Below are 13,278 nucleotides of genomic sequence, written 5' to 3' on the forward strand. Positions count from 1 at the left end.
ATCCGCTAGAGCTGCAGGCGGTGGTCAGTCCGCCGACGAGCGCCAGGCCGAAGATCACGGCGAGGAGTCGGCGGAGCAGGTGCGGTGAGTGCGCCTGCTCCGTGGGTGTGGGGGTCATGGAACGTCAGGTCCTTCGGGGTCGTGTTCATACGGGGAACAAGACGAAGGTAGGGTCGGCTCAGCTAAACAGTTGTCCACTGAGGACAAGATATTGACCGGAGGATGCGTAGTGGCACAGGTGATTGAGACTGCAGCCGCGGTAGCTTTGATGCCCGGGTGCTGCCTGGGGACCGTCACCGTGCACAGTGAGCATCACGTGTTCTGGGTCGTGTGCGGCAGCGCGACCGCGATGGTGGATGGCGAGGTCTTCCAACTGGAGGCCCTTGACGCACTGTGGCTGCCGGGAGGCATCGCTGTTGACCAGATCAGTACCGAGGCAGGGACGGTGGCGTTCACTGTGCTCCTGCCCACCGACACCTTCCCCGAGACCGGCAACGGTGTGGTTCACCGGAAGATCAGCCCGGAACTGTGCACACTACTGATCCATCTTTTCGGCAGGTGGAAGATGCCGGCATGGGACGGAGAGAAACTGACCGGCGGCATGGCGACAGCACTCCGGGAGTCCTTCTTCGGCGGCCGTACCGGAGCTGTCGAACGGCCCCGGATGCCGGTGAGTGCAGCCGCGGTGGCGGTCGCGCAGCAGCTCCTTGCGGATCCGGGAGATCCCCGGAGTAGGGAGCAGTGGGCTACCGGGGTGGGGCTCAGCGAACGCCAGTTGACCAGGGCGTTCCGTGTGGAGACCGGTCTGTCCTTGTCGTCCTGGCGGGTGGCGTTGAAGGTCGCTGTTGCAGCAGAGCAGGTGGCCTTGGGTACACCGATCGGGCGGATCGCCCACGACCTCGGATACTCGGGAACGGCGGCTCTGTCCCACGCCTTCCGACGGCAGACCAGAACCACATTGAGTGAGGTCTGCAGTGCCGGAGAAGGAACCTGTGTACCGCAGAATCAACCGAGTTCTCCGGACCTGGATCTGCTGATCCCCGCCGACCGGATGCGGCCGAACATCAATGAGTTCCATGTGTGCATCGGTGTGCTCCGGGGCTTCTGCCGGGTGGTCCTGCAGGGGCAGCAGATCAATCTTCCCGCGAGGAATCTGCTGTGGCTACCCGCAGGGGTCTGGCACCAGCTTGAGACTGTGCCAGGGACGGTCGTCGTGCCGGTCGGGACACTGTCGGTGAGTGTCCCGCTGCACCGCAGACACATGGTTTCGATCCCGGTCACCGAGGCTGACCACTCGTCCGTGTTGTACCGGGCGTGCGTGAGCTTCACGAGACTCAAGCCTTACCCGATGATCGCAGGTGTCATGGACGATCTGGTCCCCACGGTGGTGCAGCTGCGGGCCGCGCACCAGCGAAAGCGGCAGAACCCGGTGGTCGAGATCATCACCGGTGACCTCAGCGTCCAACGGACTCTGCATGACTGGGCCGAGCGTTTCGGGATGCGGACGGAGATCCTGTCCCGTCGTTTCGAGGAGGTCACCGGGCAGCCGTACCGGGACTGGATCGTCGACCGGCGGATGACCGTGGCACGCCGACTGCTGACGAATCCTGACCGGAGGGTCATCGAGGTGGCGTCCGCCGTGGGGTACGGTTCCTCGGCGGCGTTCGTCCGGGTCTTCAAGGACCGGGTCGGGATGACACCCGGACGCTACCAGCGTCAGTACCGGAAGCGGGAGATTTTCGAGGTGGTGGAGTGACCTGGTGACGTTACTTCAGTGAATCCCCGATCTGGTCAACGACCTGCTCGGCGATCCACTGCTCGGTCAGTGGAGCGGGGGAGGATAGTCCGACGGCCATGGTCGTGCCGAGCTTCTCCTCGTCCGTTTGTTCTTCGCCGTCCTTCTGATGTCCAGCCGGCAATGCGAACACCCGGCCTTCCTTGTACGCGGGGAATGCGGTGAATGTCTGGTTCGCCTTCAGCGTGGGGATGCCGTCCGACGGGTCGTAGACGAAGATGACGTCCGCCTCCACATCAGCGATGTTCTCTTCGCTGAGCTTCGTGTTCGCACTGTACCGTCCGGCACTGGGCAGGGTATCGAATCCGAGGTCCGTGAAGAAACTCTCGCCAGGGCCGCCGCCGTAGGTCTCGAAGTAGATCGACCCGCCCTTGTCGGAGATGAATGTGGCGGTGTGCCCGGTGTATTCCGGGTGTTCCTCCCTGACCGTGGCGAGAACGTCGTCCCGGTCCTGCTGGACGGTGTCTGCGGCATCCTGCAGGTCAGTGGCTGTGCCCAGATCAGCGAGCTGGTCCGACCAGGGGCGTCCCTTGTCCGTGGACGCAGCCCCGTACCCCATCGTCGGGGCGATGGCTGCCAACTGCGTGTAGGTCTTGTCGGCATCCTGCCCGCCGGAATAGATGATGAGATCCGGATCGAGCGCGGCGATGGCCTCGACCGGGACCTGACCGTCGGTGGGTTCGAGGATGGTCCCGATCTGCTCGGCACCGTAGTCCGCCAGGAAGCTGCGGGTGCTCGACCAATCGTTGGCTGCAGACGGGGTGATCCCCAGGGACAGGGCGAGTTCGGTGGTGACTCCGCCGTAAGTCACGATCTTCTCTGGCCGTTCGGTGAGTTCGGCGGTGCCCAGCGGGGTCTCGACGCGCGCCGGGTAAGAGGTGGTGCCTTCTCCTGCGGGCATGAGGGTGGAGGCACTATCGGTGGCGGATGCCGAGGAGTCACCGCCAGAATCACCGGAGCTGCATGCGGCGAGACCGATGCTCAGTGCCAGGGTGGTTCCGGCAGTGAGGGCGGTGCGGGCGATTCGGGACAGGTGAAAAAGTAGCGTCATGCGGCGGCACATTACTCATGCATGAGGTTAGGCAATGTTCGTAACGGACAGATTCTTGATAGGGGGTTGCAGCGTGTCCGCAGACGAGGTGAATCGGGAACTGAGCAGGTCAGAACAAGAAGGACTACCGGACCGAGGAGGAGAAGGTCGTCATCGTCGCCACATCGATGACGCGGGTGGAGCAATCGCTGTCAGCAGGCGACGAAGTACGTGGCCGACAGATTCTCTGTGGTTGGATCTCCGGTGACCAGGTGGCCCCAGGTGCACTGTCGGAGACCGAGGCAATAGGTGACAGCCGCTCTGCCCCGAGGATCTTCGACGAACAGATGGCATCGAAAACAGTGGTGGTAGGCGCTACCCCGTGACCTCCTCGTAGATGATCGGCTGCGCGTACTGCTTCCGGAACTCGGTGGGTGTCATCCCGTGGCGGGCGGAGAATGCGCGGGTGAAGCCGGAGACGTGTGGGTAGCCGACCTCCGCAGCGATCTGGGAGATCGGGATCCCTGGTTCCGACAGCCTGTAGCGCGCCGAGTTCATCCGCAGATCTGTCTGCCACAGGGTGAAAGTCTGTCCGGTCTCCTTCCGGAACCGCTCGGACAGCCGGCCCAGTGGGATCCCGAGCTTCTCGCTCCACTGCGTCAGGGTGCGGGGACCAGTTGCGAGGTCGGCGTTGAGGATCGCATTGACCGCGGCGTCCGGGCGGGCGAACGGGGTGACGCCCGGCGGAAGCAGGTCGGTCATGTTCGCCGGGTCGTTCCGGTCATGGGGCCAGGGGAGTAGGTGTGTGTAGCAGAGCCCCGCCCGGTACATGAGGTTCGGTTCCAGCTCCTTCGTGATCCGGGTCACCGTCATGTGGTGGCGACGCATCGGCACGGTGCCCGGAAGCTCGCCGACAGGGATGAAGACACCCCCTTCGTCGAGATGGATGACATGCCACACGCCGGCGGGGATCCAGGTGGTGTCGCCGGCGGTCAAGGGGATCTGCTTGTCGCCGAGGTCAAGCCTTCCGGTACCTGTACTGAGCCAGATCAGGATGTGGAACCGGTTGATCCGGGGCATGGTGTGGATCGCCGGCAGACCACCGAGGCAGTCTGTGACCACGCGATGGTCGGTGGTGGTTGCCGACGCGGGTACAGGACGGCAGACCCGGGCGGCCCAGACCCCTGGTGTGACACCGAACCGCCGGTCGAATGCCCGGACGAAGGCGGGGACGGTCGCGAACCCGACGGCGGTGGCACTGCGGGTGACGCTGTCACCGTGACGGAGCAGATGGCTCGCCCGGTCGACCCGCACCAGGGTGCGCCAGTTACGGTAGCTCATTCCCGTCTCAGCCTGGAACCGACGGGTGAGCTGCCGGGTACACAGTCCGAGACGTGCTGCCCAGCCCTCCAGACTGGTGTCGTCGCCGGGGTTCTGCAGCACGGTCTCGGCTAAGTCGCGGAGCAGCCGGGAACGGGGGATCGGAGGACTGTCCGGGGCCGATACATCGGTGGCTTCGACCGGTGATGCGGAGGTGGTGTTCGTAAGGAAGGGCATGCGCCACCGGGTGAACTGCCGGGCCAGGACGTCGGTGTCACTGGCGGAGAGGTCGACGACCGTCAACCAGGTGGGTTGGCAGATCAGCCTGTCCGGTGGGACGAGTGCGGAGGTGGCGACAGTGCCCGGGGTGGTCTCGATTGAGGTGACGGTGGCCCCGGCGGGGAACCAGATGGCCTGGCCTGCGCCCAGAGTGAAGCGAACCCCGTTGACGCCCGCCTGTGCCTTCCCGGTGGTCACCCAGAACACGTGGTGGCGGCTGTGGACGGTGATTTCGCCGAGCCAGCAGGGCGGGAAAGCGTCTCTGGACTGCAGTTGCGCGTAACCGGCACCTGCTGCTGTGGGGTGACGGTGGGCGATCACGGGCATACTCCTCGGCTTGTCGGAAGTGGGAAGCAAGCGTCTGTTCGGGACAATAAGGAAGGTTAGCACTCCCTACTATTGTCCCCGACCTGACCACTTCACATGAGGATGATGATGAGAAACCCGTTGCGCCGAGTCTCGGCGTTGATCCTGGGGACGGCTGTCGCTGTCTCCCTCGCCGCCTGCAGCTCCGATGACTCTGACGACACCGCCTCCGGAGCCGGTTCTGCTTCCTCTGCCGGCTACTATCCGCACACGGTATCCACGCGGTTCGGCGAGGTGACTATTCCGTCGGAACCCGAGCGTATCGTAGCTCTCAGTCTGTCCTCGGCTGAAGAACTTGTCGCTCTCGGCATCACTCCGATCGCGGTGGCATCCACGCCGGAGAGCCTGGAAAAAACCACACCCTGGATCGCGGAACAGCTCGAAGGGCTCACTGATCCTGACCTTGCTCCGGAAAGAAAAGCAGCGCCGGAAGCGATTGCAGGACTGAAGCCTGATCTGATCGTCGGGAAGAGCTACAATTTTTCCGATCAGGATGATTTTAACCAGGTTAACGACATCGCCCCCACTGTTCTCCCCGACTCTGAGGAGAACAACATCGACTGGGATGAGCGGCTCCGCTCGACTGCTGCTGCAGTCGATGAGATGGATGGTGCAGAATCTCTTATCCGGGCTGTCACGAAAGAGTTCCGGACTGCCGGATCAGCTGTGCCGGACATCGGAGACAAAACCTACAACTGGGTCGCCTTCACCGGGGAGAAGTTCACGTTCGGGAACGGGGCATCTTTCGAGCTCTTCGGAATCTCCCCCGCAAAAAGCCAGCAGGGAACCAGGACCGGATCCGTCCTCTCCCGTGAAAACGCCGGAGAACTGGATGCTGATCTCCTGATCGTTTTTGCCCGGAGTGATGACGCGAAGGCCGCGTTGAGCAGCGACCCGGCATTCCAGAATCTCCCGGCCGTGAAGAGCGGTGCCGTCGCCTATCTGGACACTGCGGGGGCTACTGCAGTGAATGAGCCGGGGCCTCTCTCCCTCAGATGGATCCTGAGCGAACTCACTCCGCCCCTTGACAAACTCGCCTATCAGTAGGACGTCACACATGAACCGAAATCTCAGCCGCACCGCTGGTCTCCTCCTCGCCACCACCGTCGCGGTCTCCCTTGTAGCCTGCAGTTCCGATGACTCGGACGGCGCCGCAGACACCAGCGCAGCGTCCGGAACGGCGTCCGACGGCGCCGCGTCCTCCACCGCTTCCTCCACTGAGTCCGCGACCGCGGAGAACGCCAGCTACCCGCTCACCGTGAGCACCAAATACGGCGACATCACCCTCGACAGTCGCCCGGAGCGCGTCGTCGCTCTCGACTACTCCGCCGCGGACGATCTTGTCGCCCTGGGGATCACCCCGGTCGGTGTCGCCACCGATCCAGCGAAGGTCGATGCCGAGATGCCGTGGTTGGCGTCCGATATCAAGGATGCCGCAGACGCTGACATCGCCCCGATGTACGAGGCGAACGTCGAGACCGTCGCGAACCTCGACCCCGACCTCATCGTCGGCGGTACCTACAACGCCCAGGATCAGGACGCCTACGGCAAACTCTCCGCCGTCGCGCCCACCCTCATCCCCGATATGGAGGGCAAAGGATCCTGGCAGGACCGACTGCTCGCCACTGCCGCCGCCTTCGGTGCCACGGACAAGGCCGAGGAACTCATCGCCGAGACCGAGGACGCGTACAAGGCAGCGGGGAAGAAGGTGCCCGGTATCGAGGACAAGACGGTCAGCTACTACCAGTTCACCGGCGAGAAGTTCAATCCCGGCGGTCCGGAGGTCTTCGAACTCTTCGGCATGCAACCCACTGCCGGAATGCGGGAGAAGACGGCTCTGTCCATGGAGAACGCGCAGGGCGCGGATGCCGACCTCATCGTCATCTGGGCCACCGGTGACGACGGCCCGGAGATCCTGGAGAACACCCCGGCGTTCGCGAACCTGCCGGCGGTGAAGAAAGGGAACCTGATGTTCACCACCCCACCGATCAAGTACGCCTTCGACCGGCCGGGCGTGCTGTCCCTGCAGTGGTTCCTCGGCGAGATCACGCCGACCATCGAGAAGCTCGCGGACTGAGACCCGGCGCGGACAGGATCCGCTGAGCGGGGTACATCCGTGAAGTCGAGCACGGATTCCGTGAACCGGCCCGTTCGGCAGATCCGTGCTCGCTTTCACGGATCGGTCAGAACAGAGTGGCTAGCGTCGCCCCGGCTCCTACTACCCGCGCACCGCCTGCGCGATCGCGGTGATCTCGCGCGGCGTGACACGGCAGCAGCCGCCGATGAGACGGACGCCGGCGTCGAGGAAATCCGGGACGGCGTCGATCAGACTGGTGGTTCCCTCCGCGGTGCGCGGCAGCCAGCATCGGTTGACGTGGTCCCACAGCTCACCGCTGTTCGGGTACACCGACAGGGGCAGCGGTCGTCCCGCCGCCGCCAGCCCCGCACCCAGCTCCCGGACCGCGGCCAGGGCGGCGTCCGCGCTGACGCAGTTCACGCCGACAGTGCGGAACGCCGGGGTCTCCGCGACGATCCGGGCGACCTCCGACAGCTCGGTCCCGTCACTGAGCGTCACTCCGTCGGCCAGTGTCCCCGGGGTGCGGGGCAGCACCGTCACACTGAGCAGGGCGTCCACGCGAGCGGCGGTGAACTCGCGGGCCAGCGCCTCGATCTCCCGGACCGAGGGCACGGTCTCGGCGATCAGTACGTCGGCGCCCGCCGAGGCGAGAACGCCGATCCGGTCGCGGTGCCAGTCAGCCAGCTCGTCGACGGTCAGCCCGTAGGCGCCGTCGTACTCGGTGCCCTCACCCGGGCCCGCACCGTACGGGCCGACCGAGGCGGCGACCCAGCGCGGCTCACCGGCGGTCTCCGCAGCAGCGGACGCCGCCTCCCGGGCCACCGACACTGCCCGGCGCAGTAGCTTTTCGGCCTCGACCACCGCATTCTCCCGGGACATGCCGGTGGCGACCAGGCCGTCGACGGTCACCTCGTAGGAGCAGGCGGTGGCGACCTCCGCGCCGGCGGCGAAGAAGTCGGCGTGGACGTCCCGGACCTCGTCCGGGTCGTCCCTGAGAATCTGGGCGGACCACAGCGCTCCGGTGACGTCGTTGCCGCGGTCCTCCAGGCGGGTGCCCAGACCGCCGTCGAGGATGACGGCACGCTGGTCGAGGATGGTGGGCAGGGAAGGGGCGTGCTTATCGGTCATCCTTGCGAGTATAGGCTGACCCCCATGTCTGACTCCGCCGGGACGACCGGCACCACCACAACCACGGACACCGCAACGGACGCCGCGACCGGCACCGAACACACCGGCCTGCAGCGCACCATGGAGCAGCGTCACCTGGTGATGATCGCCCTCGGCGGCGTCATCGGATCCGGCCTGTTCGTCTCCTCCGGCTACACCATCGGCGAGGCGGGACCGCTCGGTGCGGTCCTCGCCTACGTCCTCGGCGCGCTGATCGCCTGGATGGTGATGTGCTGCCTCGGCGAACTCGCCGTGGTCTACCCGGTCTCCGGCGGCTTCCACATCTACGCCACCCGCAACCTCGGCCCGGCCTGGGGATTCGCGACCGCCTGGCTGTACTGGTTGTGCTGGGCGGTGGCACTCGGCAGCGAGTTCACCGCGTCCGGCATTCTCATGCAACGCTGGTTCCCCGGCATCGACGTGTGGGTGTGGTGCGTGGTCTTCGGCGTCCTGCTGTTCACCCTCAACGCCGTCTCCGCCCGGGTCTTCGGCGAGACCGAGTTCTGGCTCTCCCTGATCAAGGTCGTCGCCGTGCTCGCGCTGATCATCGTGGGTGCCGCGACGATCGTCGGCATCAACCCCGCCGCCGACGGACCCACCCCCTGGCTCACCAACTTCGGCACCGGCCACGGTCTGTTCCCGGAGGGCCTCGGCAGCATGCTCGTGGTCACCCTCGGCGTGTTCTACGCCTTCTCCGGCACCGAACTCATCGGTGTGGCCGCCGGGGAGGCGAAGAACCCGGAGAATGTCATCCCGAAGGCGATCCGCACCGCCGTGCTCCGGCTGACCGTGTTCTTCGTCGGAGCGATCCTCGTCATCGCAGCGCTGGTGCCCTACGAGGACGCCGGTCTCGACGAATCCCCTTTCGTCACCGTCTTCGACATCGCCGGGATCTCCGGGATGGGCGACGTGATGAACTTCGTCATCATCGCCGCCCTGCTCTCCGCCGGGAACTCCGGCCTGTTCTCCTGCACCCGCATGCTGCACTCCATGGCGGCCGAGGGACAGGCACCGAAGGCCTTCGCCCGCACCACGACGCGGGGTATCCCCATGCTCGCCCTGTGCGTGTCGATGGTCGGCGGGGTGGCCTCCCTGCTGTCGAGTGAGATCGCGCCGGGCAGCCTGTACATGATCCTCGTGTCCATCGCCGGGTTCGCAGTGGTGGCGGTGTGGATCGCGATCGCGGCGTCCCAGCTGTCTTTCCGCCGCCGTTTCGCCGCCGCCGGGGGAGAAGTCGCCGGACTGCACTACCGGGCGCCGGCCTCCCGTTGGCTGGCCTGGATCTCGATGATCGCCCTGGTGGCGTCCCTGATCGGAGTGGGGTTCGACGCAGACCAGCGCCAGGCCCTGACCATCGGCGTCCCCTTCACCGTGATCTGCCTGGTGTACTACCGGATCCGCCACGGGGCCGGCTGTTTCCGGCCTCAGGGGCGGGACGCCGAACTCGACGCTGCGGTTGCCCGCAGCACCACAGCGGTGACCACCGCCACCGCAGCGCACCCGCAGAAGTAGATCCGCTCGGCAGCCGGATCACCGGGGGAGTAGAACCCGGACAGGACGCCGGCCGCCGCCGTCCCCACCGCCATGGACAGGAAGTACAGCGCAGAGAACCGGGTGGCGAACCGGGCCGGGGCGAGCTCACCGGCGGCCGCCATGCCCACCGGTCCGACATTGATCTCCCCGAGGGTGATCAGCAGGATCGCGGCGACGAGCACCAGCAGGGGCGTCGAGCTCTCCCCGCCATCGGCGAAGGGGACGAAGACCAGCATGCCTACCCCCGCCATCGCCACACCTGCCGACATCCGACGCGCCGGGGACACCGGGGACGCGTCGGACCGGGAGGCACGGCGCCGTGACCACACCCACCCGGTGGCCGGGATGGCGATGAGCAGGAACACCGGGTTGAGGGACTGGGTCCACGCCGCGGGCATCTCCCAGCCGAACAGGGTGCGGTCCAGCCGCAGGTCGGAGTACACCGCGAGGACCCCGAAATTCTGGTTCAGCATCGCCCAGAACACCGAGGAGCCGATGAACAGGGGGATGAAGGCACGGATGTTGCCCCGCTCCGTCCCGGTGACGCCCGGCGCGGTGAGCATGCTGACGAAGGTGGCGACGGCGACCAGGACCACGGCGACGAGCATGCCGTCGGCCAGGGCGTCCACCCCGATCACGCCGGTGGCGGCCAGGACCGCGACGGTGAGGACTGCGGTGACCACAGCTGGGACCACCGTGAGGACGCTGCGTCGGTCGGCGGGTTGACCGGGGGAGAGGACGGCCCGGCGGGTGTCTGCGGTGAGTGTGGAGAGGTAGCGGCGGCGCAGGGCGAGGTACATGACCAGTCCGAGGAGCATGAGGACTGCGGCTGCGGAGAAGCCGGCCCGGAAGCCGTGGTGCTGCTGGAGCCAGCCGGTGAGTATGGGGCCGAAGAAGGCGCCGATGTTGATGCCGAGGTAGAAAGTGAGGAATCCGGTGTCTGTCCGACGGGTGCCGGGCTGTCCGCGGAGGCATCTGCCGAGGACGGCGACGGCGGAGGCCTTCAGTGCGCCGGAGCCGAGGGCGATGAGGGCGAGTCCGGTCACGGTGCCGGGGATGCCGCCGACGAGTCCCATGGTGAGGTGTCCGGCGACGAGCAGGACCGCGCCGCCGACGAGGGTGCGTTCGGCGCCGAGGACGCAGTCGGCGGCCCAGCCGCCGGCGATGGTGCACAGGTAGACGGCGGCTCCGTAGGCGCCGATGACGGCGGTGGCGGTGGTGTGGTTCATGCCCAGTCCGCCGAGGTCGGTGGAGTGGTAGAGGAAGTAGACGAGGATGGCCTGCATTCCGTAGAAGCTGAAGCGTTCCCACATCTCGATGCCGGCGACGGCGGTGATTGCGGTGGCGGGGGTTGCGACCGGGTCGGGGTGCTGGTCGGAACGCGGACTTGTACGGTGTTCAATGGATGTCACCCGGTGAACTCAAGCACCGATTTGAACATTGTTCAAGTTTGGATGACCATAGTGTCCATGGCCACCCCGACCCCGACCCCGACCCCGACCCCGACCCAGACATCCACCGACACTGACGCGCGCCATATCTGGCACCCCTACTCGCCGTTACCCGGCCCCCGCGACAACCTCCCCGTCACCAGCGCCGACGGGGTGTACCTCACCCTCGACGACGGCCGCGTGCTCATCGACGCCATGAGCTCCTGGTGGGCCGCCGCCCACGGGCACCGGCACCGGAACCTCGTCAATGCCGCCCACCGTCAGCTCGACATCCTGCCTCACGTCATGTTCGGTGGCCTGACCCACCAGCCCGCCGTCGATCTCACCGACCGTCTCCTGGCCCTCACCGCCGACGCCTTCGGGACCGACGCCCTCGATGCGGTGTTCTACTCCGATTCCGGGTCCGTGGCCGTCGAAGTCGCGATCAAGGCCGCCCTGCAGGCCCAGCGGGGATCCGGTCGTCCGGAACGCACCCGCTTGCTGACCTGGCGCTCCGGCTACCACGGCGACACCTTCGGGGCGATGTCGGTGTGCGACCCTGACGACGGCATGCACTCCCTGTGGGCCGGGACCCTCACCGATCAGCTCTTCGCGCCCGCCCCGCCGGTGCGAGGCAGCAGTGACCGGGAGATTGCCGACTACCTGCACGTCTTTGAGCGTCTCATTGACGACACCGTCGCTGCGGTGATCATCGAACCGGTCGTCCAGGGCGCCGGCGGGATGCGTTTCCACGACCACGCGCTCGTCGCCGGGGTCCGGGAGCTCTGCGATGCCCACGGCGTCCTGCTCATCGCCGACGAGATCGCCACCGGTTTCGGCCGCACCGGTGACCTGTTCACCACCGCCGCCGCCGGAGTGACCCCCGACATCCTCTGCGTCGGCAAGGCGCTGACCGGTGGAGTGATGACCCTGGCCGCCACCCTCACCACCCGGGCGGTCGCCAGGGCGGTGAGTTCCCCGGCCGGCGGCGGGGCGCTGATGCACGGGCCGACCTTCATGGCCAACCCCATGGCCTGCGCGGTCGCTGTCGCCTCCCTCGACCTCGTCGCCTCCGGCTACTGGCGGGAGACCGTCCCACGGATCGCCGCGGAACTGGAGCATGGCCTCGCACCCCTCGCGGGCCGGGACGCCGTCGCCGACGTCCGCATCCTCGGGGCGGTCGGCGTCGTAGAACTCCACCGGCCCCTCGACGATGCCGCCATGACCGCGGCCACCGACGCCGCAGTGGCACACGGGGTGTGGCTGCGACCCTTCGGACGCCTCCTCTACGTCATGCCGCCGTTCATCAGCACCACCGCCGAGGTCGCCACGATCTGTGCGGCGGTCCGTGCCGCAGTCTCTGCCACCGTCTCTGCCACCGTCGGTGCCACCGTCGGTGCCACCGTCGGTGCCGCAGTCACGTCGGACACCACCGACCGGGCGGAGGCGCGCGCATGATCGTCCTCGTCACCGGGACCGGTACCGACGTCGGCAAGACCGTGGCCACCGCAGCCCTCGCCGCGGCACTGGGGCGCCACGGCCGGCGCGTCGGTGTGGTCAAACCCGTCCAGACCGGGGAGCCCGGGGGCCCCGCCGACCACGGTGATCTGGCCACCGTGCACCGGCTCACCGGCATCACCGACCTCCACGAGTTCCACCGGTACCCCGAGCCGCTGGCTCCGGACCTGTCCGCGCGCCGGGCCGGGATGCCCGCAGCCGGCCTCCACGAGGTCGCGTCCCGGCTCCGGACGCTCGACGCCGCCGCCCCGGAGCGGGTCCTGATCGTCGAGGGCGCCGGCGGGATTCTCGTCCGGCTGGGGGAGAACTGGACACTGGCAGACCTCGCCGTGGAACTGGACGCTCCGGTCATCGTGGTCACCACGCTGGGCCTGGGTTCGCTCAACGCCGCGGAACTGACTGTGCGCTGCGCCCTGGACCACGGGGTCCGTGTGCTCGGCCTGGTCGGGGGCAGTCTGCCGGCGGACCCGGACCTGGCGACCGGTCTGAATGTGGCGGAACTGCCGACGGTCACCGGCGTCCCGCTGCTCGGCTGTGTGCCCGCCGGGGCCGGGGCCCTGGACAGGGAACAGTTCGCCCGGGTCGCCGGGCAGGTGTTCGGGCAGGTACCCGGGCAGAAGTGAATGTGTCCGGGATGTTAATTTTTCCGGATGAACATTTGTCGCGTCGGGGTTATCTTCATCCCCGTGACGGAAACTCCAGTTCCGTACCCGGTCCGTGAGGGTACCTTCGATGAACTCATGTCCGCCGACGGTGTGCGCCC

General features: G+C 66.9%; 10 protein-coding genes. 6 read left to right on the forward strand and 4 right to left on the reverse strand.

From position 1 onward, the window contains the following. Positions 1-298 precede the first annotated feature (298 nt). Entirely contained in the window at positions 299-1,756 is a 1,458-nt protein-coding gene (locus QZV72_RS08925) for an AraC family transcriptional regulator (protein WP_297007510.1), read from the forward strand. A gap of 10 nt (positions 1,757-1,766) precedes the next feature. Here QZV72_RS08925 and QZV72_RS08930 read toward each other — a convergent pair whose 3' ends face one another. Both QZV72_RS08930 and QZV72_RS08935 read right to left on the reverse strand, forming a co-directional pair. Then, positions 1,767-2,846 (reverse strand): ABC transporter substrate-binding protein, encoded by a 1,080-nt coding sequence (locus QZV72_RS08930; protein WP_297007512.1) that lies wholly within the window; start codon positions 2,844-2,846, stop codon positions 1,767-1,769. 354 nt (positions 2,847-3,200) lie between these two features. After that, on the reverse strand, positions 3,201-4,745 hold the full coding sequence (locus tag QZV72_RS08935) for a helix-turn-helix domain-containing protein (protein ID WP_297007515.1): 1,545 nt from the start codon (positions 4,743-4,745) through the stop codon (positions 3,201-3,203). 114 nt (positions 4,746-4,859) lie between these two features. On the opposite strand from QZV72_RS08935, the gene QZV72_RS08940 reads away from it, so the two are divergent. Both QZV72_RS08940 and QZV72_RS08945 read left to right on the forward strand, forming a co-directional pair. Next, positions 4,860-5,837, forward strand: coding sequence for an ABC transporter substrate-binding protein (locus QZV72_RS08940; RefSeq protein ID WP_297007518.1), 978 nt, complete (start codon positions 4,860-4,862; stop codon positions 5,835-5,837). 10 nt (positions 5,838-5,847) lie between these two features. Beyond that, positions 5,848-6,867, forward strand: a complete 1,020-nt coding sequence (locus QZV72_RS08945) for an ABC transporter substrate-binding protein (RefSeq protein ID WP_297007521.1) — start codon at positions 5,848-5,850, stop codon at positions 6,865-6,867. A gap of 141 nt (positions 6,868-7,008) precedes the next feature. Here the strand turns inward: QZV72_RS08945 and mmuM are convergent, their stop codons facing one another. After that, positions 7,009-7,995, reverse strand: a complete 987-nt coding sequence (mmuM, locus tag QZV72_RS08950) for a homocysteine S-methyltransferase (RefSeq protein WP_297007522.1) — start codon at positions 7,993-7,995, stop codon at positions 7,009-7,011. Between the two features lie 24 nt (positions 7,996-8,019). On the opposite strand from mmuM, the gene QZV72_RS08955 reads away from it, so the two are divergent. Further along, positions 8,020-9,546 carry an amino acid permease gene (locus QZV72_RS08955; RefSeq protein ID WP_297007525.1) on the forward strand — a complete coding sequence of 509 codons (1,527 nt, stop codon included), beginning with the start codon at positions 8,020-8,022 and terminating at the stop codon, positions 9,544-9,546. Here the strand turns inward: QZV72_RS08955 and QZV72_RS08960 are convergent. Next, positions 9,459-10,979 carry a peptide MFS transporter gene (locus tag QZV72_RS08960; RefSeq protein WP_297007528.1) on the reverse strand — a complete coding sequence of 507 codons (1,521 nt, stop codon included), beginning with the start codon at positions 10,977-10,979 and terminating at the stop codon, positions 9,459-9,461. The two genes, QZV72_RS08955 and QZV72_RS08960, sit on opposite strands and share 88 nt — an antisense overlap. 57 nt (positions 10,980-11,036) lie before the next feature. On the opposite strand from QZV72_RS08960, the gene QZV72_RS08965 reads away from it, so the two are divergent. Further along, on the forward strand, positions 11,037-12,455 hold the full coding sequence (locus QZV72_RS08965; RefSeq protein WP_297007531.1) for an adenosylmethionine--8-amino-7-oxononanoate transaminase: 1,419 nt from the start codon (positions 11,037-11,039) through the stop codon (positions 12,453-12,455). Continuing rightward, entirely contained in the window at positions 12,452-13,138 is a 687-nt protein-coding gene (bioD, locus tag QZV72_RS08970; RefSeq protein WP_297007534.1) for a dethiobiotin synthase, read from the forward strand. Before QZV72_RS08965 ends, bioD begins: the two co-directional genes overlap by 4 nt. Positions 13,139-13,278: the final 140 nt, after the last annotated feature.

It is taken from the genome of uncultured Corynebacterium sp., assembly GCF_902782855.1.
In the GTDB taxonomy this organism is placed as follows: Bacteria; Actinomycetota; Actinomycetes; order Mycobacteriales; family Mycobacteriaceae; genus Corynebacterium.